Consider the following 22,738-nt stretch of genomic DNA (forward strand, 5'->3'; position numbering starts at 1 on the left):
TCCAGAGGGGAAGTGTCACTTTGCCTTTCCGGCATCTTGAAGGACGCCTGTGGCACTTTACCGGCAGGCAGAGTGACAGGCTGAAAGGGGATGGAGGGGGCCGGAGGTGGGAGGGCATTCCTGTCCGATACCCTCATCGCGTTCCTGTAGGAAAACGGTTGTTGCGCACGCTTGCCCAGCGCCTTCGCTTTCCTTGCCCGAAATGCCCCAGACTCGTTCGACAAGCGCGCAACATGGCGCTAAGGCCCGCCTCATTATGCACGACACCGACCGCGATCTGCTGCCCGAGGGACTGGGCGACCGTCTTCCGACACAGGCCACTGCCGCCCAGCGCGTGCGCCGCGAGGCGCTCGACGTCATGGCGCGCCATGGCTACGCCCGCGTCGAGACGCCGATGATCGAGTTCGAGAAGTCGCTCGCCAGCCGTATGGCGAACGTTAGCGTGCGACGCATGTTCCGCTTCGTCGATCCACTCTCGCTGCGCACGCTGGCGATGCGCTCGGATATCACCGTGCAGGTGGGCCGCATCGCCGCGACCGGGCTTGCCCGCGCCGCCCGTCCGCTGCGCTTATGCTATGGCGGGCAGGTCGTCACCGTGAAGGGCGATGGCCTCGATCCGGTGCGCGAACGCCTCCAACTGGGCGTCGAACTGGTCGGCACCGATAGCGTGGCCGCCGCTGCCGAAATCGTCGAAGTCGCTATCGAGGCGCTGGCCGCTGCCGGGGCCACCGGCATATCGGTCGATTTCACGTTGCCCGATCTGGTCGACACCCTCTCTCGCGAGGCGCTGCCGCTGGCTGCTTCGCGGGTTGAGAAAGTGCGCCAGATGCTCGATTCCAAGGACGCGGGCGGTCTGGTCGATGTGGGCGGACAGGCGTATCTGCCGTTGCTCTATGCCGTCGGCCCGTTCGATGCCGCAATCGAGCGGCTCGCGAAATTTGACGTCGGCGGTGTCTTGGCCAGCCGCATCGCGGGCCTTCGCGAGATCGCCGCGCGCGTTGGCGGCAAGGCACGCCTCACGCTCGACCCGTCCGAGCGTCACGGCTTCGAATACCAGTCGTGGTTCGGCTTCATGATCTATGCCGAGAACGTGCCGGGTAGCCTCGGTCGCGGCGGCACCTACCGCATCCTCGACAGCGAGGGCGGGGAAGGTGAAGCGGCCTGCGGCTTCTCGCTCTATCCCGACAAGCTGATCGACGCGCTCGCCGCCGACGCCGCGCCCAAGGACCGGCTGTTCCTGCCGCTGGACCACGATGCCGATGTCGCTGCCCGCCTGCGCGCGGTCGGCTGGACGACGGTCGCTGCGCTGGGGGGCGAGGACGATGCGCTTGCGCTGGGCTGCACGCATCGCCTCGAAGGCGGAGATGCCGTCGCGCTCTGACGGTTTTTTGGAGGTTAAGGGCTGATTCCGGGGCCATGGGCCCCGGACCCCGTTACGTCTCCCGGCGCTGGCGCTTATGCGTGGGTGAGGGAGGGGCGTGTTCCGAGGTTTGTCACCTCGTCCTCTCCTTCGTCATCCCAGCGAAAGCTGGGATCGCTGGTCGCTATAAAAGCCGCTCGAAAAGATCATCCCAGCCTGCGCTGGGATGACGTCAGAAATTTAATGATCGGGCAGTCCATCCCATCGGCCCCATCCACCCTTGACTCACCCGCCCGATCCGCTAGGGCGCGCACCGCACATTCGGGAGCGCTCTTGCGCCCCCTCCGCTCCATCCGCTACGCCGAGTCCTGTCGAAGGGCGTTTCTGGATCACCGGGCAGGTGGAGGAGTGTATCCGTGGCCAATGTAACCGTGATCGGCGCCCAGTGGGGTGACGAAGGCAAAGGCAAGATCGTCGACTGGCTGGCCAGCCGCGCCGATGCCGTGGTGCGCTTTCAGGGCGGCCACAATGCCGGTCACACACTGGTCGTGGGCGATCAGGTCTACAAGCTGAGCCTGCTGCCTTCGGGCATCGTCACCGGTACGCTGTCGATCATCGGCAACGGTGTGGTGCTCGATCCCTGGCACCTCAAGTCCGAGGTGGAAAAGCTGCGCGGTCAGGGCGTCGAGATCAACCCCGAGAACTTTGCGATTGCCGACAACTGCCCGTTGATCCTGCCCGTCCACCGCGAGTTGGACGGCCTGCGCGAAGCGGCTGCGGGGGCTGGCAAGATCGGCACCACCGGTCGCGGGATCGGCCCGGCTTACGAGGACAAGGTCGGCCGCCGCGCGATCCGCGTCTGCGATCTGGCCCACCTTGACGATCTGGAGCCGCAGCTCGACCGTCTGTGCGCGCACCATGATGCGCTGCGTGCGGGCTTCGGGCAGGAGCCGATTGATCGCGCCCAGCTGATTGCCGACCTGCGAGAGATCGCGCCCTTCGTGCTGCAGTTCGCCCAGCCCGTCTGGCGCCGCCTGAACAAGGTGAAGAAGGCTGGCGCCCGCATCCTGTTCGAAGGCGCGCAGGGCGTGCTGCTCGATGTCGATCACGGCACTTATCCTTTTGTCACCAGCTCGAACACCGTCTCGGGCACGGCGGCGAGCGGTTCGGGCCTTGGCCCTTCGGCGACGGGCTTCGTGCTGGGCATCGTCAAGGCCTATACCACCCGTGTCGGCTCGGGCCCGTTCCCGACCGAGCTGGAAGATGAGACCGGCCAGCGTCTGGGTGAGCGCGGCCACGAATTCGGCACCGTCACCGGTCGCAAGCGCCGCTGCGGCTGGTTCGATGCGGTGTTGACGCGTCAGTCCTGCGCGATCTCGGGCGTGACCGGCATCGCGCTGACCAAGCTCGATGTACTCGACGGTTTCGAGAAGGTGAAGATCTGCACCGGCTATCGCCTGAACGGCAAGATTCTCGACTACTTCCCAAGCCATGCCGCAGATCAGGCCAATGTCGAGCCGATCTATGAAGAGATGGACGGCTGGCAGGGCACCACCGCGGGCGCCCGCTCGTGGGCGGACCTGCCCGCGCAGGCGATCAAGTACATCCAGCGCGTGCAGGAACTGATCGAGACCCCGGTGGCGCTGGTCTCCACCAGCCCCGAGCGCGAGGATACCATCCTCGTGCGCGATCCGTTCCAGGATTGATGATGATGGCACGCGGCGGCTGGCTTGGAACTTTGCTTCCGGCGCTGGCCGCCGCGCTGCTGCTGCCCTGGGCGCCGGTATCCGCGCAGGATGCGCAGGGTGATGGTCAGGGCGTTGAGGCACTGCCGCCGATCACCCTGATCCGCGTCCACAAGGCTGAGCGGCGCATGGAACTGGTCGATGTGGATGGGCAGGTCCACGTGATCGAGGGCCTGCAACTGGGCGGTGATCCGCTTGGCCCCAAGCACTTCGAGGGCGACCAGAAGACCCCCGAAGGCCAGTACACGATCGATTGGGGCAACCCGAACAGCGCCTACCACCTCTCGCTGCATGTCTCGTATCCGAGCGCGCAGGATTCTGCCTACGCGGCGGGGCAGGGACGTTCGGCGGGCGGGATGATTATGGTCCATGGCCAGCCCAACGATCTGCCCGGTGCGAACAGCGGCGTGCGGGCGAAGGGGGACTGGACAGACGGCTGCATCGCGCTGTCGAATGCGCAGATGGATGCGGTCTATCGTGCGGTGCCCGATGGCACGCCGATCGATATCCTGCCCTGAATTGCCGGATGTGATCTGAATCTGAAGGAACAGCGCGTCGCCGGCCCCCGTGAGGGATGGGGGAGGGATGCCAAGGACCGGCAACGCACTTTCGGGCTACGCCTTTTCGCGGTATCTGAAAACCGGGGGCGCAGTCGAATTTAGCGATATATCAGGTGCATGGAACGCGTCTGCGGCTTGCTTGAAATCCGTATGGGCGTTCCCAGCACCTCACGCGAACTGATACCCCGAGATCGCGGTTTCCATCACCAGCTCACCATAGACAGGTTCGCCTTGCGCCTCGCTGGCCGCAGCGGCGACCATCAGCGGCAGCAGGTGCTCCTCGCGCGGGTGGGAGAAGCGGCCGTTCGGCGCGTCCGCCCAGCGCGACAGGGCATCCTCGCGCTGGAGCGGAGGCTGTGCGATGGCCTCCCCCAGCCAGGCATCGAAGACCTGTGAGGGGGCGGTCGCCTGCGGGTTGCGATAGGCGCGCATGTTGTGGAAGCTCATTCCCGAGCCCAGGATGAGCACGCCCTGATCGCGCAAGGGCGCCAGTGCGCGTCCGGCGGCGGCGTGGAGCGCGGGATCGAGCGAACGGTCGAGCGACATCTCGACAACCGGCACATTCGCCTCGGGCCAGGCCACGGCGAGCGGGATGAACACCCCGTGGTCCCAGCCGCGCTGGGCGTCGACACCGGCCTTGAGCCCCGCCGCGCGCAGCAGCCCTGCCGCCTCCGAGGCGAGTCCCGGCGCGCCCGGCGCAGGATAGGTGATCTCGTAAGTATGCGCCGGGAAGCCGTAGTAGTCGTAGATCAGGCCGGGGCGCTCGGCACCGGTGAAGGCGAAGCCGTCGGTCTCCCAGTGCCCCGAGACGAGCAGAATGGCGCGCGGGGGCCCGGGCAGGCGTTCGGGCAGCGAGCGCAGGAAGTCCGCCATGCCGGTCCAGACACCGGCGGGATCTGCCATGAAGAAGCAGGGGCCGCCGCCGTGCGGGATATAGAAGGCGGGAAGGGTGGCTGAGGTATGGGGCATCGCGGACGTCCTTGTTGGCGGCTGGCTTGTTAGCGGCCGGTTTGTTAGCGGTTGGTCGGCGTGGGGCGAAGCGCCAGCGCGCCGTCGCCGCCGATGGCCAGCACGATCAGGGAAAGCGCCCAGAACGCCGGGTATTCCCAGCCGCCGCCGGTGTTGTTGAAGAAGAAACCGTTGGCGGCATGGACGGTGGCGATGGTGCCGAGCAGCAGCACGGCCAGCGGCAGCGCGACGATGCGGGCGTAGATTCCCAGGATCAGTGCGAGGCCGCCGAGGATTTCCACCGCCATGGTCACATAGGCAAGCGGTCCGGGCAGGCCGATGCTCTGGAAGTAGGCGGCCGTGCCTGCAGGCGTGAAGACGAAGAGCTTGAGCCCGGCGTGGGCAAGAAACAGGCCGCCGAGCACTACGCGCTGAAGCGTCAGGGCATAGGCGGTGTTGGGCGTGAGGGCCGTAGAGAGAGTGGGGGTAGGCGTTGTCATGTGCATTTCCTCATGGGGGACGATGGCTGATGCCCCGCATATGGATTTTTCGCTTATGCATGATAATCGTGTTGGATATTGAATTAGTTTCAACTGTAGGTGTTGAATGGCGAGCGATCGGTTGACCGGGATCGAGGTTTTCGTGCGTGCGGTGCGCAAGGGCGGGCTGTCCGCTGCTGCGCGCGAGATGCGCATGTCGCCGGCGATGGCTTCCAAGCATCTCAATGCTCTGGAGGCCCGGCTTGGCGTTACGCTGCTGCATCGCTCTACCCGCAAGCTCTCCCTGACCGCAGAGGGTGAGGCCTATCTCGACCGTGCCGAGCGCCTGCTTGCCGATTTCGAGGAGGCCGAGGCCGAGGCAGCGGCGCGCTCGGGTGAAGTCCGCGGGCTGCTGCGGGTTTCCGCGCCCGCCGCCTTCGGTGTGCTGCACATGGCCCCGCTCGTCGCCTCGTTCGCCCGCGCGCATCCGGCGGTGACGGTGGAACTGGGACTGGACGACCGCTTCGTCGATCTGCTGGCGGAGCGCTGGGACGTGGCGGTGCGGATCGGGCATCTGGCGGATTCGACCCTGCTTGCCCGCCGTCTCGCGCCGGTGCGGATGAGCATCTGCGCCTCGCCAGACTATCTTGTCCGGCGAGGACGGCCTGCAGGGCTTGACGATCTCGCCGCGCATGACTGCCTCGGCTATACGCTTGGCGCGCTGACCGGGCCGGTGCATTGGGGCTTCGGTCCGCGCGGGGAGCGGCAGGTGCCGGTGAACGGATCGCTTCATGCCAACAACGGAGAGGTGCTGGTCCGTGCTGCGCTGGCGGGGCAGGGGCTGGTCTACGGTCCGCGCTTCTTCGTGGCTGGGCATCTGGAGCGCGGAGCGCTGGAAGAGATCGAGCTTGGCGAGCCGCTGCTCGATCTTGGCGCGATACACACCGTGACCCATCCGGCACGAAGGCCCGCCGCACGCACGCGGGCCTTCGTCGCACATCTGGCGATGCATATTCCACAAGCGGCGAGGGACTGGTAAGTTGGCGGGTGTCACGTTACTGTCGCATGACGTTTTCGTGTCGTTCATGTGGCCGGGTGCATCGGGCCCGTGTCGCATGTGAGTGTCCCGACGGAAGATTCGGGCGCCGGAGTTTCTTGATGAAGCCGCTTACGCTTGCCTTTGCCCTTGTTGCCCTGATGTCGACCAGTCTGTCGGCGGAAATTGCGCGCGATCCGGCGGAGCGCTGGCCGACCGTAGATCCCGACGCGCGTCCCTCGCAGATCGCGATCCTGTCCTACAATGTCGAAGGTTTGCCCTGGCCGTTCGCGTGGAACCGGGGCGCGGCGGCACATAAGATCACGGAACGTCTGGGGGAGATGCGGGCGGAGGGCACGCAGCCGCAGGTGGTGCTGGTGCAGGAGGCTTTCGGCACCGCGCAGCGCCAGATCGGCATGATGGCGGGCTATCACTATGCCGCCTACGGCCCCGGCAAGCACATGGACGGTGCCGCCGTGGATGAGGCAGCGGAGCGCGAATACCTCAGCCACAGCCATTTCTGGCATGGCGAGGGCATCGGCAAGTTCGAGAATAGCGGCCTCGCTGTCTTCTCCGACTACCCGATCCTGTGGACCAAGAAAGTCGCCTTCGGGCCGTCACGCTGTGCGGGGTGGGACTGTCTTGCCAACAAGGGCGCTCTTGCGGTGGCGCTGGCCGTGCCGGGGCAGGATCGCCCGGTCGTCGTTGTCGATACGCACCTGAATGCGGCGGGCGATTCCGACGTGAAGGCGAAGCGTCAGCTTGCGGCCTACGATGGCGAAGTGGCGGTTCTTGCGCAGTTCGTGCAGGGGCTGGAGGCGGATGCCTCGGCGGTGGTGCTGGGGGGCGATTTCAACATCGGCCACTATCCCCAGCGCGGTGCGATGCTGGGCGGGGCTCTGCTCGATGGAGCAGGCTTGCAGATGGCCGCCAAGGAAAACACCTGTGGAGCACATTGCCGCGAGCCGGTGATGGACGACCTCAATTCCACCTCGCTGACGTCTACCAAGACACTGATGGCTTATCGCGCAGCAGGCAATGCGGCCTTCGCCCCGGTCGGCGATGTGCAGGGCTTCGGCAAGGATCCGGACGGGCGCATGCTGTCCGATCACGTGGGCGTTATGGTCCATTTCGCGCTGCCGCCTGCGAAAGGGACGGCGGCGCATACGATCTGATTCGTAGGGATCAGGCCTCGTCGCGACCGATGAAGTCGAGAGCGTCATCGAAGCAGGGAGCGATCGGCCAAATGCTTGAGGCCAGGTTGATGTTAGCCATGTCGAACGTCACCAGCGGGTAGGGCGCGCTACCACCGCGCAGAGCCACCGCGCAGATCGAAGGCGATTGCCTCGCTTGCACCATTGCCGCCTATTACGAACAGGCCTGCGAAAAACTCGTGAAAGGTGCCCCGTCGTTCGGTTTCGATGACGACTTCCACGGGATCGGGGCATAACCATAGAGGCTGAACGGCCAACGGCCCCTCTCTGCCATTGCTGAAGCGTAGCAACGAGAGATAGCTTTTTGGCAGTTCAAACGGAGCGACGGATTGGAATAAGGCGATCGCCTCCTCGGTGGCGCCGGCAACCTTGTGCCATTCGCGGCTTTCGAGCAGGCTGTCGATGTTCGCCTGCGGCGTCTCAGAAATCGACGGCGATGCCGTTGCGCACCCAGTCGCCGTAGCGGGTGGGCGAGAGGCCGTCGGGGTCTTCCTCCGATGTCGATACCGCGCTGCCCGTCTGCGGGGCAGGGGCGGGCTCGGAGGTCCAGTGGGCGGGCTTCACGAAGCCGTCGCTGGGGCGGCTGGTGGAGCGGGAGGTTGCGCGCTCGATCATTTGCTCCATGTGGGGGTGCTGGCGCGAAAACGCAATCGGGGTTAGGGGGGCGGATGGATATTCCCGGCTTACCCGCGCGCCGTGCCGCGCTGACCCTTCTCGATGCCGTGCTGCGCCGGGGCGAGACGCTCGACCAGGCGGCAGGCGTTGCCCTCTCGCGCGTGCGCGGCGATGCCGACCGTGCGCTCGCCCGTGCCATCGCCGGCGAAGTCCTGCGCTGGAAGACCGATCTCGATGCCCTGATCGATTCGGCGACGCGCCTGCCTTTGGCCGACGATGCCAAGGTGCGCGCGGTGCTGGAGATCATGCTGGCACAAGTTCTGCGCCTCGAAACGCCCCCTCACGCGGTGATCGCCACGGGTCTCGAACTGCTCACCGGCGGTCCGCGCCGTCTGGCGCACGGGGTGTTCTCAACGCTGACGCGCCGTGAGGCCAAGCTGCCCGAAATGCCGACGTTGCCCGAGACCGTTTCCGGCCGCTGGATCGCGCGCGGGGCGCAGATCGCGGCAGGCCTTGCGGTTCCGCCACCGCTCGACCTTGCACTGCGCGATCCCGCCGAGACTACCAGCTGGGCCGAGCGCCTCGGCGGCGTCTCGCTGATGCCGGGCCATGTGCGCCTGCCGCGCGGCTCGGCGGTAGAGCATCTCGAAGGTTTCCGCGACGGTGGCTGGTGGGTGCAGGATCTGGCGGCCGGTATCCCTGCCCGCCTGCTGGGAGCCGGGGAGGGACGCCGCGTGCTCGATCTGTGCGCCGCGCCGGGCGGCAAGACGCTGCAACTGGCGGCAGCGGGATGGCAGGTCACTGCGCTCGATATCGCCAAGCGTCGCATGGAACGCCTGCGCGAGAACCTTGAGCGCACGGGCCTGTCCGCAGAAGTCGTGGTCGGCGATGCGCTGGGCTGGGAGCCGGAAGCGCCGTTCGAGGCGATCCTGCTCGATGCGCCGTGTACGGCGACCGGCACCTGCCGTCGCCACCCGGACGTGCTCCACCGTATCACCGCGCGCCAGATCGCCGAGATGCAGGACTTGCAGGGCAAGCTGCTCGAACGCGCTTCGGGCTGGCTCAAGCCGGGCGGTACGCTGGTCTATGCGGTCTGTTCGATGGAGCCCGAAGAGGGCGAGGACGTGGCGGCAAAATCGACACTGACGCCTGCGCCGATCCGCACCGACGAACTGCCCGAAGGACTGGCTCCGACTGCCGAGGGCTGGCTACGCACCGATCCCGGCATGCTGCCCGAAGCGGGCGGGCTGGACGGTTTCTTCGTCGCGCGCTGGACGAAGTAGAAGCAAAAAGGGCGCCAGTCGATCCGGCGCCCTTTTTATTCAGGCCACTTTGCGCGGGCGGCGGCGGAAGCGCAGCGCGATTGCGCTGAAACCGAGGCCCATCAGCGCCAGCATGCCGGGCTCCGGCACGGCAGTCGCACCGCCCGAGGAGGACGAGGTGCTGCCCGGATCGGTCGGTGTGCTGTCACCTGACGGCGTCTCGTACGTGCCGGCATACGTGCCGACATGCATTTCGCCATACTGGTTCAGGCTGGCGAACACCGCCGAACCCTGAATGTAGTTGTAGGTCGTGGCCGCCGCTTCGGGCGCCAGCACCGAGCCGCCCCAAGCGGTCGTGGCGGTCAGCGAGGTCGCATCCTCGAAGTTCCAGATCACATGCTCGCCCAGGTTCTGGGTGCCGCCGAGGAAGTTGTCGTTCAACGTGATCGACGTGCCCGAGACGTTGACGATCGCGGTGTCCGCGCCGTTGAGATTGAAGGAAATCTCGCCGATCTTGTCGAGGTCGGCCGAGGTGATGTTGAACACCGCAACGCCGCTGGAATCGGGCTGCGCGGTGAACGTGCCGGTGTTGCCGCTGATCGCGAAAGTGCTGTTGGTCGCCAGCGTGCCGAGTTGGTGCGACAGGTCGGTCATCGAGGTCTGGATCAGGCTCGACTGTTGCTGCAGGTTCTGCACGAAGTCGGGGTCGCTGGTGGCCAGCCCGGAGTTGACCGTGTTCTGGTTGACGTTGGTGTTGCTGATCGTCCCGCCCACCTCGACGGTCTGTGCCGCGCCGTTGAGGTTGAACCCGCTGGTGACGTTGCCGCCGATCACCGCACCGGAACCGTTGTTGAGGTTCTTGGTGCTGCCGGTGACATCGCCCACCACGGTCAGGCCGGGTGTGGTGCTGTCGTTCGCCACGCTCGAGGAGATCTGGTAGTTCGACGAGCTGCCGGTCAGGTTGCCGCCGACGAAGGTCTTGCCCTCGACCTCGGACGTCGAATTGAGGTCGCCCAGCACCACGAGGTTCCACGTGCGCAGGATGTCCGTGCCCGAGATCAGGCTGGCGGAGGTATCCGCGAACAGCGGCGCGCTCATCAGGCCGGCAGCCAGTGCGCAGGTTGCAGAAAGGGTAGCCATCCGGCGCGCGGAGGCGGACTTCAGGAACGACATTGCGGGGAAACTCTCGAAGTGGTGTGCCGCTTCATTACGGATTTTTTGCAAACGTTACGAGAGCACGTTTACCATTGTCTCGAAGCGAGACGGGGTACTGCGGCCTTATGACGCTTAACTTTCAGGTAATAATTACATATTTTACGCTAAGGGGTTAACGAACAAGGATTTCCTGTCGGAAGTCCCGTGAAGCTGCACGCGTCGTCTTGTAAACTCTGGTATCCGTAGCGCATAAAAATGGCCTGCGGTGCCGTCGTTGGACACCGCAGGCCGCGTGCTCCTGCAAGTAAAGGGGCGTTGGTACGAGTGTACCTCCGTCGCGTCAGCCCTTCACCTTGTTCTGGAAGCTCTTGCGCAGCTTCATCAGCTTGGGCGGGATCACCGCGAGGCAATAGGGATTACGCTGGCCTTCGCCGTCCCAGTATTCCTGATGATAGTCCTCGGCGGGATACCACGGCGCGGTCTGTCCGCCGTCCGAAAAGCCCTCGATGGTGGTGACGGCCATCGCGCCGTTGTCCGCGTTCCAGCGGCCGATCGCGGCCTCGGATTCGGTGCGCTGCGCATCGTCGATCGGGAAGATCGCCGAGCGGTACTGCGTGCCCACATCGTTGCCCTGACGGTTGAGCTGCGTCGGGTCATGCGTGCCCAGAAATACGTCGAGCAGATCGCCGTAGGACAGTGCCGTCTCGTCGAACGTCACGCGGATCGCCTCGGCATGGCCGGTGTCGCCGCCGCATACCTGCTTGTAGGTCGGGTTCGGCACGGAGCCGCCGATATAGCCGCTTTCGACGGTGTCGACGCCCACGACGTCGCGGAACACCGCCTCGGTGCACCAGAAGCATCCGCCTGCGATGATGGCCGTTTGCATTGTAATGAAAATCCTCGAATTCGCTGAGTCTTGCGACAAGATAGGTAAACTTTTCCGGGTTGCCAGAGCAGCAGGCCTACGTTCACATTTGACCCGTTAGCAGATGGCCCCGTCAGCGGAAGGGGGCACTGCCGACGTCCGAATGTTCGTCGAAACCAAACGGGGGTAGAGACGGAGAATGCCATGCAGCGATTCCTGGAATCGGTTTCCGTAGGCCTGGGCCTCGGCCTTGGTCTCAATACCCCGCGCGGCGTCTATGCGCAGGCGCCCGGCCCCTCGCCATCGACCTCGGGTCTTGCGCTGGAATTTGAAGCCCTGCTGGAACTGGCCGTCGCACATCCCTCGCGCCATGCCGACCGGAGCCGCGACCGCTATCGTCATCCGGCAGAGACGCTGGCCTTCTTCGGCGTTCGTCCCGACATGCGCGTGGCCGAATATGCGCCCGGTGACGGCTGGTATTCGCGCCTGCTCGCACCTTACCTTTCCGCACAGGGCTGCCACCGGGTGCTTCCGCTCGATCCGGGATCGCGTCTGTGTCGCGACTGGCCGCACGAGGAGGAGGAGCGCTTCGACCATGTTCTGGTCCTGCGGGTCATGCACCGCCTGCTGATGGGCGAGGAAGGGCGCCGCGAACTGCTGCGCCTGCGCGATCTGCTCAAGCCTGACGGTCTGCTCGGAATCGAACAGCACCGCGCGCCGCCCGGCGCCGGTCCGGACCATGCCGATGGCGCGAACGGCTATCTGCCAGAGGATCTGACCATCGCCTTTGTCGCTGCGCACGGGTTCGATTTTCTCGACGCCAGCGAGATCAACGCCAATCCGCTCGACCGTGCTGGCCATCCCGGCGGCGTCTGGTCGCTGCTGCCCACACTTGCCTGCGATCCCCAGCACGAGGACGTGTATCGGGCCATCGGCGAGAGCGACCGCATGACGCTTCTGTTCCGGCGACGGGACTGATAAGGGGCCTCGCAAGGAGACCGCCCGATCATGACCCAGATTACCGTCGCTGCCCTGCAACTGGCCCTTGGCTCTGCCGATGAGGCCGAGAACATCGCGGCCGTCTCGGCGCTGGTCGAGGAGGCTGCGGCCAAGGGCGCCTCGCTGGTGCTGCCGCCCGAACTGTTCTCCGGCCCCTATTTCTGCAAGACCGAGGAAGAGGAGCTGTTCGCGACGGCGCGCCCGACGCTGGAGCACCCCTCGGTGATCGCGATGCGCGCACTGGCCGCAAAGCTGGAGATCACCATCCCGACCAGCTTCTTCGAGCGCGACGGGCACCACTATTACAACACCCTCGCCATGATCGGTCCCGATGGCGAGATCATGGGTACCTATCGCAAGAGCCATATCCCGGATGGTCCGGGCTATGAGGAAAAGTACTATTTCCGCCCCGGCAACGACGGGTTCAAGGTCTGGGACGTGCCCCATGCGGGCGGCGTCACCCGTATCGGCGTCGGCGTGTGCTGGGACCAGTGGTATCCCGAGTGCGCGCGGGTGATGGCCTTGATGGGCGCCGAACTGCTGCTCTATCCCACCGCGATCGGATCGGAGCCCTACGACGCCGCTCTCGACACCTCGCGCATGTGGCGCCGGGCGATGGTGGGCCATTCGGTGTCCAATTGCATGCCGGTGATCGCCGCCAACCGCATCGGCATCGAGCGCGAGTGCAATACCGAACAGACGTTCTACGGTCACTCGTTCATCACCGACGAGTGGGGCGATTACATTACCGAATTCGGACGCGAGGAGACCGGCGTGCTGGTGACCAGCCTTGATCTCGCCCGTGCTGCCAAGCATCGCGCCGGCATGGGGTTCTTCCGCGACCGACGCCCGCAACTCTACACCCGCATCGCACAGGACATCTGAGCGAACAGGCGGGTGGACCGGAGCCGATGCACCACTATCTGATCGCGCTCGGTTCGAACCGGCGGCATCCCCGGTACGGCCCCCCGCGCCGGGTGCTGACTGCGGCGCTCGAGGCGCTGTCGACAGCAGGTCTGCGCATTGAGGCTGCCTCGCCACTGCTGGAAAGTGCGCCCATCGGTCCGTCGTTGCGCCGTTACGCGAATGGTGCGGCGGTCGTCGCCAGCGATCTGGAGCCGGAGCCTTTTCTCGATCTGCTGCTGGAGATCGAGGCGCAATTCGGTCGCAAGCGGCGCGGGCAGGCGTGGAGCAGCCGCGTGCTCGATCTCGACGTCGTGCTGTGGAGCGGCGGTGCTTATGCGGGCGATAATCTCGTGATTCCGCACCCACTCTACCGTCGTCGCGACTTCGTGCTGGCCCCGGCACGCCGCATCGCCCCCCACTGGCGCGACCCGTTGAGCGGACTTACCCCCAGACATCATCATGCCCGCTTGACCAAGCGTCGCAAGCTGCCTAGGTGACGCCCTTCCACCCGGCCATGGCCGAGAGGGGGCCCTTAGCTCAGTCGGTAGAGCAACTGACTTTTAATCAGTAGGTCGCTGGTTCGAACCCAGCAGGGCTCACCATTGGAACCCCAGTCATTTCAATGACTTGTATTGGGTCATTCCACCAGATAGAGCCGGGGACGGCTCGCGGTGTGACCATTTTTGTGACCTTGCCCCTCTGACTTTTCAAACACTTGGCCAATCGGCTTTGTGCCCTCGAAAATCAGTTGGTCGGCAAAGGGCTGTAAATGCTTGACCGACATGTGCGCATAACGACGCACCATCGTGTCCGATTTCCAACCTCCCAGCTCCTGAAGTACCCATGTGGGGACATCATTCTGCCGGAGCCAACTCGCCCAGGTGTGCCGCAGATCGTGCCAACGAAAATTGGCGATCCCGGCCCGTTTGAGCGCATCCTTCCACGCCTTGGTGTTCACCTGGTTGATCGGCATTCCCCGATAGGTGAAAACGTGGTCCGTCTGTTTTTCCTTACGCCTCGTCAGAACCGCCATGGCCAGGTCGTTGAGCGGGACGCCCAACGCATTGCCGTTCTTCGTCTCGCCGTGCGCGATCATCACGATCCGGCGACGAAGATCGACCTGGTCCCAGGTCAGGCGCCTGATGTTGCCTTGTCGCAATCCAGTTGCGAGCGCGAACAACATCATGTCCTGCTGGTGCTCCGGTAACTCGGCCAGAAGCCGCTCAGCCTGTGCATGCGTCAACCAGCGCACACGAGGCTGCTCGTTTCTGACATAGGTCTTGAACGCAGGCATCGTCTCGATCCATTCCCATTCCCGCATCGCGATCCGGAAAATGGCGCGAATGAGCGCCACATAAAGATCCCTTGTTCGCGGCGCAGTCTTTGCGAGATGGCGCGTGATGATCCCATCGATCGTGTCCCGGCTCACCTGGTCCAATGTCTTGCCGCGCAGGAAACGGGTGAAGAACCGGATCCGAAACACGTCGTCAGCGTATGACTTCTTGTGCTTCTTTTCCTGCAACCACCGTAAAGCCGCTTCGTCCCATGTTCGCTTTGGCTTCTGCTTGAGCTTGGCAAGATCCCACAGCTGGGCTTTCAGCTTGTCGTGGTATTCCCGGGCCTTTTTCCGGTCGGTCGTTCCAGTAGAATGTCTAAGGAGCGTTCCGTCCGGTGCTGTGAGTTTGACGTAGTATATGTTTGCACGCTTCCAGAGTGCCATTGTGCCTCCTTTCGGTCGGCACCCAGTCGCATCCGCGCACTGGCAGAATATCGCGCCTGCACATCGGCGACAAGGTCGGCCTGCTGAAAGCGCCAATCCCGTCCCAGCTTGGCGCCGCGAACGAGGCCTTCGCGAACATAGGCTCGTAATGTATTGGGATGGACGCCCAGGAAATCCGCAGCCTGCTTGAGGCTCAGCAGCTTGTCCTGCCCTCCTGTTGTATTAGCCACGGTCTCGATCCGACCGGTTGCGGCTCTTCTGCGCTGCCGGGGCTCGGGCGTACGCACGGTCACCCTCGAGAAAGGCTCGTAGCGTGCCGGCCAAGTTTTTCGTTCTGCAAGCAGGCAGTTTTCGAGGTTCGAACTTGGTCATGGGATACCTCCTTTGAGGTTTATTGAGCCGCAACATCAGATCAAAAGCGATCGTTGTTCACCGGCTGCGAAAGGCGGCTGGGTCAATCCGTACATATCACCTTCGATATGAAGGCCGCGCCGGATTTCTGAAACGGGGGTAGGGCGGCGCAGAAAAAGCGGCGCTGGCGTACCCTGGCGTAAACTGGAGACATATCCATGGAACGATGGGCGGCGGACATCGCGTGGTATCCACGCGCTGGCGCTTCGTTTGTTGGCCTGCCGACAGGCGGGGTGGGCGTCGCTCAGCCTCTAGGCCCGCCGCGGCGGCGCGCAACCTGAGCCGGGGCTCAGGTCCTCCACTGATGAGGTGGGACGGCCCAGGCTGCTGCATCTTCTGTCAGTCGGGATGATTCGCCGATGAAAGTCAGAGGAGGAAACAGTGCAAATTACGACGATTGGGCTCGATATCGCAAAATTGGTCTTCCAGGTGCACGGCGTCGATGCGGATGGCGCGATTGTAGCTCGCAAGCGGCTGCCGCGCGGGCAAGTCATTCCGTTCTTCGAGAAGCTGCCACCTTGCCTGATCGGCATCGAAGCCTGCGCGACTGCTCATCACTGGGCTCGTGAGCTATCAGCGTTCGGTCATGATGTTCGGTTGATGCCAGCCCATTACGTGAAACCTTATGTGAAGCGCTCGAAGAACGACGCGGCCGACGCCGAGGCGATTTGCGAAGCAGTGGCTCGACCCAATATGCGCTTTGTTCCTGTCAAAGCGCCGGAAACGCAGGCGCTCGTATTGATGCACAGGATGCGCACCCAGTTGGTCGGTCAGCGAACGGCGATGCTGAACGGACTGCGAGCCGGCCTCGCAGAGTTCGGCATCATCACTACAACCGGTCAGGGTGGAGCAAACGAGGTTCTCAGGCTTGCCGCCGCTGGTGATGAGCGCATGCCCGAGATCATCCGCAACACCTACGCGATGATCGCCGACACAATCCGATCGGTCGAGCTGCGACTTGCAGATCTCGATCGCGAGATTGCTGCCAATGTGAAGGTCGATGACGCCTGCCGCCGCCTAAGCACTATACCTGGCATCGGCCCGGTCACCTCCAGCACGATCATCGCCCTGGCCGGTGATGTCTCGCGCTTTTCAACAGGTCGCGATTTCGCCGCCTGGCTCGGGTTGACCCCGCGTCAGAACTCGAGCGGCGGCAAGGCGCGGCTCGGCCGGATCACGAAGGCGGGGGACCAGACGCTGCGAACCCTGCTTGTTCTGGGTTCCTTCACCATCATCCGGCGAGCGAGGATCGATCCGGCCAAAGCATCGCCATGGCTCCTCGCCATCCTCTCGAGGAGGCCACCACTAGTCGCGGCCGTGGCGTGGGCTAACAAGATAGCCCGCATCATTTGGGCGATCCTCACGCGAGGCGGCACCTATCGCGCGCCGGCCCCGGCGTGCTGATGCGAGTTTAAGCGTTTCCCGAGGAGCCTGCTCCAAAGGAAGCGCGAGGTGGTGCTTGAGCCATGATGACGAACCGGTTGAGCCGGGGATCGCTCAGTTCGGAAAACGAAGGGAGCCTTTGAGCCCGTTCCACTGATGGAAGGTTCGATCCGCGGATTTCATCAGGGCCAGCGGTCCGCGTACCGCACAAACAGGCCGGACACATGACCGCACCCGACCGCTCGAAAGCATGCTCGGCGTTACCTCGCGCAACGAAATAGGTTAGCGGACATCTCGCTACGCGAGATGGCGTTGGTTGTGCCTGACCTCCAGAGCGAGGTAGGCGCACTCCCTGCTAGGCCTGCCTCGGTCAGCCGCAACCCCTCGCTATGCGAGGGGTCCTCCACGCTGTTCCGGCCCTTCGGGTGCGCCTGGCCTAACCGGCAGGCCTCTTCGGTCGCAATTCGCCGCCCACCCCGCTCCGGGGGTCAGGTGTGCGGAAGCGAAGAGGAAGGAAATGTGCGGTGTCTTGCAAAAGCCGTCCACACATTCGTTACGGCCTTGTCAGGTGCGCCCCGCCTTATCCTGCGGGCCTGCCGGTTCGCTCCTGTCGCCCACCCCGCCCTGAGGCAGGCCAATGTGTGCGATGAAAATGGAGTGAAGGATATGAAACTCAAGCATATCGACATCACCCGTCTGTCAATCTCGAATCTCAACATGCGCGGCACAAGGAAGACATGCGACATTGCCAACATCCTGCCGTCCGTTCGAACGCGCGGGGTATTGGTGCCATTGATCGTGCGGGAAACGGCCCGCGAGCCTGTCTGCTCCAATCAGCATCCGGAAGGAGACGGCGGCGCGGTGATTGGTGCAAGTACCGTCGATCAACTGCCCGCCTACGAAATCCTTGCGGGCAAGCGGCGCTATCATGCCGCGATGGCGGTGCGTGAGGAGGGTGGGGGGATCGAGGACCTGCCCTGTGTTGTCATTGCGCCGGGCGATGATGCTGCCGCTTTGGAAGCATCGCTGATCGAGAACATCGCGCGGCTCGATCCCGACGAAATGACCCGATGCGAAACCTTCACCCGTCTCGTACGCGAAGGTCGCGATGTCGAAGCCATTGCCCAAACCTTCGGGCTTACCGCCTTGCAGGTGAAGCGCACGCTGGCACTCGGCAATCTCGTCCCCCCGCTGCGCAGTCTCTATCGCGCGGATGGCATCGATGCCGTTTCACTGCGGCATCTGACGATGGCTTCGAAAGGGCGACAGCGTGAATGGCTGGCGCTGCACGACGACGAAGCTGCGTATGCACCGACAGGTGCTGCGCTTAAGCGCCTTGGTCGAAGGTCAAGGGGGGCAGGGTCTATGTCGCCATCGGCCATCGCGGCGATGTCTTGTTTCATGAAGGCTACGTCACGCAAAAGGAAGCCAGCAGGCTCGAACGCGGCGGCAGCGTGGAAAAGCCTGTACGTCCCGAAGTCTCGGGTACGCTCAACGCCTACATTGATCTGCACCGCCATGCGGCCGTGCGGGCCCGGGTGGCCGAAGAAAACGGTTTGTCGCTGCGGCTGATGGTCGCTCATGCTATTATCGGATCGGGTTTGTGGAACGTCCGGGCAGAAAGCCGGCGCTACCCCAACGATGCGCTGGCGCAAAGCGTCGAAGAGAGCGCTTCGGAGGCGATGTTCGATACCCGCCGCCGTCATGTGCTGTCGCTGCTGGGCTTCGATGCGGAGAAGCCCAGCGTAACCGGAAAGGACCTGGGAAGGCATAGCATCTGCGAGTTGCTTTCCCGGTTGCTGGAGCTGGACGATGCCGATGTCATGGCCACCCTTGCTCTAGTCATGGCCGAAACTCTCGATCTTGGAACCAGCCTCATCGAGTGGCTCGGATGTCACCTGCACCTCGACATGACGCGGGTCTGGCACGCAGACGATGCGCTGCTCGAGGCTGTTCGCGACCGTGACGTGATGGTGCAACTGCTGGTCGATGTGGCTGGAGAGACGGTCGCGCAGCAAAATGCCACGACCACGACGAAGGTCCAGCGCGGTATCCTCCGGGATTGTCTGACCGGAGCCAATGGACGCGAAAAGGTCGAGCACTGGCTTCCTCGCTGGATGGCATTCCCGCCTGGTGCCTACACTTCGCGGGGGGGGCGTTGGCAGCGTCGAACGGGCAGGTCTTCTGGCGCCTGCTCCGGAAGAGACCGAGGATGACTTCGATAGTCTGACGCACGCCGATGGTGCAACTCCGGACGATATGACGTTATCGACCCTGTCTGCGTAAAAGATGTCCCGGCAGCGGATCGACGTTGCCGGGGCTTCGCCACCAGATTGCAGAAGCGGTCGGTGAGAGGCGACAAGATCGGTCAATCCGATCTCCCGATACTGAGGACACGCAATTCGTCTACGGGCAAAACGCAAGGCGTCGGGAAGCCTGTTCGCAAGGACGTCCTATGCATTCGCCAGAGCATGCATCGGGAAAAGCACGGGGCGTCGTTGTCGGTTAGCCCCGCCTTGGCAGGGCGCAACCTGTGCCTTCGGCGACGGGTCCTCCATTCCATTGCGGCCTTGCAGGTGCGCCCTGCCAGTTGCGGGCGGGGCTTTCGACCACTCCTGCCGCCCCGCGCCAACCCGGTGCTGGTTTTCGGCGGCAGACATGGAGTGCTGACGATGAACAGGAACGAACGCCAGTCGCTTTACAGTGACGTTACGGATCGCATCATTTCCGAACTTGAACAGGGGAGGCTGCCCTGGGTTCAGCCATGGGACGCATCTGCCTGTATCTGTGCGATGCCGGCTAATGCCCAGTCCGGTCGCCGCTATTCCGGGATTAACATTCTTCTGCTCTGGGCGAGCGCCATCGAATCCGGGTTTACCCGGCAGCGCTGGCTGACATTCCGTCAGGCAGAGCAGGCCGGCGGTCATATCCGACGCGGAGAGAAGGGCACCATTGTTTGCTACGCGGATCGCTTCACCCCCCGGGACGAACGCGAAACGGCACAGCGCGAGGAGCGTGACGCGCGGACGGTTGCTTTCCTCAAGCGTTTCGTGGTGTTCAACGTGGACCAGTGCGAAGACCTGCCAGAAGCCATGGTTGAGGACACGGCTTCTCCTGGACAAGTGCTCCCGATTGCCCGGGCTGACCGGATCATCCGCGCTTGTGGCGCACAAATGAGAATTGGCGGTTCGCAGGCTTTTTATGCGCCCGATCTCGATTACGTGCAGGTTCCGCCGCAGGCGGCGTTTCATGAGCCGGTGAACTGGTATCGCACTGTGTTGCACGAACTGGGACACTGGACAGGCCACAAGTCAAGACTTGCCCGCGATCAGACAGGAGCCTTCGGGTCTGCACTCTATGGCCGGGAGGAACTTGTTGCCGAGCTCGCCAGCGCCTTTGCCTGCGCTTCGCTGGGCGTAACGCCTAGCGTACGACATGCCGACTATATTGGTGCTTGGCTGGAAATCCTCAAAAGCGATGACCGAGCCATCTTCCGGGCCGCCAGCGCAAGCAGCAAGGCCTGCGACTTTCTTCTCGCATACGAGGAGGCGGAAGCATGAACAGGACCATCGTGCACTTCCATGCAAGGTTTCGCGAACTGTGTCTCAGAAAGCATTTTCGGGACATCGAACCGGCATTTCGGCGCCGCATGGTCCGTGCCATGGAATCTCTACCCGAACTCCAGTACGAGGTGTTGCGCCTCGTCCGCCATGAAAACCTCTCTTTCGCAGAGGTGGCTGCACGCCTCAATTTGACCTGCCAGCAAGTGGGAAACCATCTGACCCTTGCTCTTGAAATCCTGTGGCGGTCCGTTGAGCGACAGGAGCGCAAGGGTTGGTGATCAACAGGCCCCGGGCGTCCATGGCTTGCCATCCGGCGCCCGGGCAGACAGGGTGCTATTGCCATGCGTCACGACCTCGATCATCTGCCGTCGCTCAAGCAGCGGGAAATCCAGCGTGTTGTTCAGATCGTCTTCGAGGAATTCGAGGATGTCTTCGCGCTGTCGACGCACGAGTGGAAGAAGAAGGGCCGCATCGCCAAAATCGTGCTTTACGGCAGCTATGCGCGCGGCGGTTGGGTGGATGAGCCGCATACCGCAAAGGGCTATCAGTCGGATTATGACCTGCTGATCATCGTCAACGATAAGCGGCTGACGGATCGGGTCAAATACTGGTCGAAAGTCGATGACCGTTTGATGCGTGAGTACGGTATCACCGGCACCATCCGCACGCCGGTCAATTTCATCGTTCACACGCTGCAGGAAGTGAACGATGGTCTGGCCCATGGACGGTATTTCTTCATGGACATCGTGCGCGACGGTATCGCCCTTTATGAAAGCGATGATACCGAACTGGCACAGCCTAAGCCCAAGACTCCGCAGGCAGCGCTCGACATGGCAAAGGATTATTTCGAGGAGTGGATGCCGAGTGCGGTAGATTTTCTTGATAACTATCGCTTTAATTTAGGCCGAGGTCGTTATAATAATGCTGCTTTTCAACTCCATCAAGGTGTTGAGCGACTCTACCATTGCATATTGTTGGTCCGCACTTTCTACACGCCTCATGTTCATAATCTGGCGTTCCTGCGCTCACAGGCAGAGTTGCTCGACATTCGTCTGACTTACGTCTGGCCGCGTGATAACCACGCCCAGAGGGCGATGTTCGAAAAGCTGAAGGAGGCCTACGTCAAAGCACGGTACTCCAAGCATTATCGGATCACCAAAGAGGAACTGGTCTGGCTCGGCGAGCAGGCCGAGGAACTGGGCCGGGTCGTCCATGCCATGGGTTCCGAGCGGATCGACGAACTTTCGGCGCTCGCAGGTCAACGGTCAGGCCAGAATTGAGCGTAGCCTGCTGCCGGGCAGGCTTTTAGCCTGGGACCTGACGTTAAATACGGCGTAAAGTGGGACATCCGCGACAGTCAGGTTCGGGGAAGCCGCCCGAGGAATGCGGACATTCTCGACGACACGCTGTGACGACCGCTTTGTTGGACGCTCCGGAATGTCTCCTTACGGGAGCGCTCACTGGGATAGCGGACGTTCCGGACGGCGAACAGGTATGTCAGCTTCGCGCCTTAGAGACGGTCATTGGGCGGGCGGCTGATGCGCCGGAAAGCGGAAAATGTTTTTTGGCCACCCTCAAGCTTTCGTTCCAGACGAGAACTGATGCCCGCTCACGAATTCGTGAAGCGGTCCGCGCGAAGTATGCTACAAGCATCCATCACATAAAAATCTTCCGAGCCATGTGTGACCGAGGGACCGACCGCGCCCCCGCTTGATGTGGGAGTGCGCACCATGTGCCTCAATCAAATCCTAGAAATTGAACAAGTTACGCTCATGCAGCACGCTGCAGCTAACGATGCGGCAAAGATCAAACCCCTGCGGCGGAAGCTGAACTTGTTTCAAAAACTGCTCAAAGAACATCCTTACGCTCACCGTCCCTATACCCCTGTCAACAGTTCTGATGGCCAGATGGCGTCGGAAGCGAACGAGCCGTCTGGATTGATCCCCGGCCTGGCCGCTTGGGAAAACGAAGGCGGGCATGTCGAGATGGCCAAATCGCAGAAGCGCAGCAATCGTGAGATACGCAAACCCAAGGCCGAAAAGCCTAAAACTGGCCCCAAACCGCCGGTATCTCCCGTCAGTGAGTTGATGAAGAAGCCGAAAGGAAAGCTGTGAGACGATTTTTCAGCGCGCTCACTCCGGATTGCATTTGTCGGTAACGCCCTGCCGCGTCGCTGCGGCATAGCGACATTCACGACTGACCTTGAACTGGCGCTCCGATCCTCGGCCGGAGTTGCCGAAACCGCCATTATCGTCATGCGCGACCCCGGAAGCGTCCATGACTACCCTCTCTCAGTTCGGCTCGGGATCGACCAGGATGATCCGGAGCAATATCGCAACGCAGCCAAATTCATAAATCAGGAGGGTTTCGACCTCGTCTGCCTGCAGCACGAGTTCGGAATATTCGGCGGGGAAGCCGGCAAGCTCATTCTCGACTTCATTGCGGCGTTGAAGGTGCCGCTGGTCACTACGCTTCACACCGTTCTCGACCGGCCAAGCGATGATCAACGCGAGGTCA

The 22,738-nt window shown here is 63.1% G+C and carries 24 protein-coding genes, 1 tRNA gene and 1 pseudogene; 17 read left to right on the plus strand and 9 right to left on the minus strand.

From position 1 onward, the window contains the following. Positions 1 to 256: 256 nt before the first annotated feature. From AC3EC3_RS14950 to AC3EC3_RS14960, 3 genes are all read left to right on the plus strand, one after another. A complete protein-coding gene (locus AC3EC3_RS14950) occupies positions 257 to 1,381 on the plus strand; it encodes an ATP phosphoribosyltransferase regulatory subunit (protein ID WP_488490387.1) in 1,125 nt (374 codons plus the stop codon). A gap of 395 nt (positions 1,382 to 1,776) precedes the next feature. Further along, entirely contained in the window at positions 1,777 to 3,066 is a 1,290-nt protein-coding gene (locus AC3EC3_RS14955) for an adenylosuccinate synthase (protein WP_488490388.1), read from the plus strand. Next, on the plus strand, positions 3,066 to 3,623 hold the full coding sequence (locus AC3EC3_RS14960) for a L,D-transpeptidase family protein (protein ID WP_488490389.1): 558 nt from the start codon (positions 3,066 to 3,068) through the stop codon (positions 3,621 to 3,623). Before AC3EC3_RS14955 ends, AC3EC3_RS14960 begins: the two co-directional genes overlap by 1 nt. A 210-nt stretch (positions 3,624 to 3,833) precedes the next feature. On the opposite strand, the gene AC3EC3_RS14965 is transcribed toward AC3EC3_RS14960, so the two are convergent. Together AC3EC3_RS14965 and AC3EC3_RS14970 are read right to left on the minus strand one after the other, a co-directional pair. Further along, a complete protein-coding gene (locus tag AC3EC3_RS14965) occupies positions 3,834 to 4,634 on the minus strand; it encodes a DODA-type extradiol aromatic ring-opening family dioxygenase (protein ID WP_488490390.1) in 801 nt (266 codons plus the stop codon). Positions 4,635 to 4,678: 44 nt separating this feature from the next. Then, positions 4,679 to 5,113 (minus strand): DoxX family protein, encoded by a 435-nt coding sequence (locus AC3EC3_RS14970; RefSeq protein WP_488490391.1) that lies wholly within the window; start codon positions 5,111 to 5,113, stop codon positions 4,679 to 4,681. Between the two features lie 106 nt (positions 5,114 to 5,219). On the opposite strand from AC3EC3_RS14970, the gene AC3EC3_RS14975 reads away from it, so the two are divergent. Then, positions 5,220 to 6,131 carry a LysR family transcriptional regulator gene (locus AC3EC3_RS14975; RefSeq protein WP_488490392.1) on the plus strand — a complete coding sequence of 304 codons (912 nt, stop codon included), beginning with the start codon at positions 5,220 to 5,222 and terminating at the stop codon, positions 6,129 to 6,131. Between the two features lie 119 nt (positions 6,132 to 6,250). Next, the gene (locus tag AC3EC3_RS14980) at positions 6,251 to 7,303 is read left to right on the plus strand and encodes an endonuclease/exonuclease/phosphatase family protein (RefSeq protein ID WP_488490393.1); all 1,053 of its coding nucleotides are present in this window, start codon (positions 6,251 to 6,253) and stop codon (positions 7,301 to 7,303) included. Between the two features lie 459 nt (positions 7,304 to 7,762). Here the strand turns inward: AC3EC3_RS14980 and AC3EC3_RS14985 are convergent, their stop codons facing one another. Beyond that, entirely contained in the window at positions 7,763 to 7,957 is a 195-nt protein-coding gene (locus AC3EC3_RS14985) for a DUF1674 domain-containing protein (protein ID WP_488490394.1), read from the minus strand. A 53-nt stretch (positions 7,958 to 8,010) separates the two neighbouring features. On the opposite strand from AC3EC3_RS14985, the gene AC3EC3_RS14990 reads away from it, so the two are divergent. Next, positions 8,011 to 9,240, plus strand: a complete 1,230-nt coding sequence (locus AC3EC3_RS14990) for an RsmB/NOP family class I SAM-dependent RNA methyltransferase (RefSeq protein WP_488490395.1) — start codon at positions 8,011 to 8,013, stop codon at positions 9,238 to 9,240. 39 nt (positions 9,241 to 9,279) lie between these two features. Here the strand turns inward: AC3EC3_RS14990 and AC3EC3_RS14995 are convergent, their stop codons facing one another. Together AC3EC3_RS14995 and msrA are read right to left on the minus strand one after the other, a co-directional pair. Beyond that, on the minus strand, positions 9,280 to 10,359 hold the full coding sequence (locus tag AC3EC3_RS14995; RefSeq protein ID WP_488490396.1) for a choice-of-anchor A family protein: 1,080 nt from the start codon (positions 10,357 to 10,359) through the stop codon (positions 9,280 to 9,282). Between the two features lie 355 nt (positions 10,360 to 10,714). Continuing rightward, a complete protein-coding gene (msrA, locus tag AC3EC3_RS15000; protein ID WP_488490397.1) occupies positions 10,715 to 11,260 on the minus strand; it encodes a peptide-methionine (S)-S-oxide reductase MsrA in 546 nt (181 codons plus the stop codon). Positions 11,261 to 11,443: 183 nt separating this feature from the next. Between msrA and AC3EC3_RS15005 the strand changes: the two genes are divergently transcribed. The 4 genes from AC3EC3_RS15005 (at position 11,444) to AC3EC3_RS15020 (ending at position 13,746) form a co-directional block, all read left to right on the plus strand. Then, entirely contained in the window at positions 11,444 to 12,217 is a 774-nt protein-coding gene (locus AC3EC3_RS15005) for a class I SAM-dependent methyltransferase (RefSeq protein ID WP_488490398.1), read from the plus strand. A gap of 30 nt (positions 12,218 to 12,247) precedes the next feature. Next, entirely contained in the window at positions 12,248 to 13,123 is an 876-nt protein-coding gene (gene aguB, locus AC3EC3_RS15010; protein ID WP_488490399.1) for an N-carbamoylputrescine amidase, read from the plus strand. A 26-nt stretch (positions 13,124 to 13,149) separates the two neighbouring features. Then, on the plus strand, positions 13,150 to 13,641 hold the full coding sequence (folK, locus tag AC3EC3_RS15015) for a 2-amino-4-hydroxy-6-hydroxymethyldihydropteridine diphosphokinase (protein ID WP_488490400.1): 492 nt from the start codon (positions 13,150 to 13,152) through the stop codon (positions 13,639 to 13,641). Positions 13,642 to 13,670: 29 nt separating this feature from the next. Then, positions 13,671 to 13,746: transfer RNA gene (locus AC3EC3_RS15020), tRNA-Lys, on the plus strand. A 35-nt stretch (positions 13,747 to 13,781) separates the two neighbouring features. On the opposite strand, the gene AC3EC3_RS15025 is transcribed toward AC3EC3_RS15020, so the two are convergent. Together AC3EC3_RS15025 and AC3EC3_RS15030 are read right to left on the minus strand one after the other, a co-directional pair. After that, positions 13,782 to 14,864, minus strand: coding sequence for a tyrosine-type recombinase/integrase (locus AC3EC3_RS15025; protein ID WP_488490401.1), 1,083 nt, complete (start codon positions 14,862 to 14,864; stop codon positions 13,782 to 13,784). Positions 14,865 to 14,941: 77 nt separating this feature from the next. After that, positions 14,942 to 15,157, minus strand: a pseudogene (locus AC3EC3_RS15030) (helix-turn-helix domain-containing protein); the annotation flags it as partial. A gap of 499 nt (positions 15,158 to 15,656) precedes the next feature. On the opposite strand from AC3EC3_RS15030, the gene AC3EC3_RS15035 reads away from it, so the two are divergent. From AC3EC3_RS15035 to AC3EC3_RS15065, 7 genes are all read left to right on the plus strand, one after another. Then, complete coding sequence (locus AC3EC3_RS15035) at positions 15,657 to 16,679, plus strand: IS110 family RNA-guided transposase (protein ID WP_488490402.1); 1,023 nt, start codon at positions 15,657 to 15,659, stop codon at positions 16,677 to 16,679. A gap of 645 nt (positions 16,680 to 17,324) precedes the next feature. Next, the gene (locus tag AC3EC3_RS15040; RefSeq protein WP_488490403.1) at positions 17,325 to 18,230 is read left to right on the plus strand and encodes a ParB/RepB/Spo0J family partition protein; all 906 of its coding nucleotides are present in this window, start codon (positions 17,325 to 17,327) and stop codon (positions 18,228 to 18,230) included. Then, entirely contained in the window at positions 18,197 to 18,874 is a 678-nt protein-coding gene (locus AC3EC3_RS15045; protein WP_488490404.1) for a hypothetical protein, read from the plus strand. The genes AC3EC3_RS15040 and AC3EC3_RS15045 overlap by 34 nt, the downstream gene beginning before the upstream one ends. 456 nt (positions 18,875 to 19,330) lie before the next feature. Further along, positions 19,331 to 20,218 (plus strand): ArdC family protein, encoded by an 888-nt coding sequence (locus AC3EC3_RS15050; RefSeq protein WP_488490405.1) that lies wholly within the window; start codon positions 19,331 to 19,333, stop codon positions 20,216 to 20,218. Beyond that, the gene (locus AC3EC3_RS15055) at positions 20,215 to 20,499 is read left to right on the plus strand and encodes an RNA polymerase sigma factor (protein ID WP_488490406.1); all 285 of its coding nucleotides are present in this window, start codon (positions 20,215 to 20,217) and stop codon (positions 20,497 to 20,499) included. The genes AC3EC3_RS15050 and AC3EC3_RS15055 overlap by 4 nt, the downstream gene beginning before the upstream one ends. A gap of 63 nt (positions 20,500 to 20,562) precedes the next feature. Then, entirely contained in the window at positions 20,563 to 21,501 is a 939-nt protein-coding gene (locus AC3EC3_RS15060; protein ID WP_488490407.1) for a HEPN domain-containing protein, read from the plus strand. Between the two features lie 402 nt (positions 21,502 to 21,903). Beyond that, positions 21,904 to 22,335: a hypothetical protein gene (locus tag AC3EC3_RS15065; RefSeq protein WP_488490408.1), complete on the plus strand. Its 432-nt coding sequence runs from the start codon at positions 21,904 to 21,906 to the stop codon at positions 22,333 to 22,335. Between the two features lie 18 nt (positions 22,336 to 22,353). Here AC3EC3_RS15065 and AC3EC3_RS15070 read toward each other — a convergent pair whose 3' ends face one another. Both AC3EC3_RS15070 and AC3EC3_RS15075 read right to left on the minus strand, forming a co-directional pair. After that, positions 22,354 to 22,500 (minus strand): hypothetical protein, encoded by a 147-nt coding sequence (locus tag AC3EC3_RS15070; protein WP_488490409.1) that lies wholly within the window; start codon positions 22,498 to 22,500, stop codon positions 22,354 to 22,356. Positions 22,501 to 22,512: 12 nt separating this feature from the next. After that, the coding region (locus AC3EC3_RS15075) for a hypothetical protein (RefSeq protein ID WP_488490410.1) at positions 22,513 to 22,738 on the minus strand (226 nt) is incomplete at its 5' end.

The sequence above is a fragment of the Novosphingobium sp. BAM6 genome (assembly GCF_057784955.1).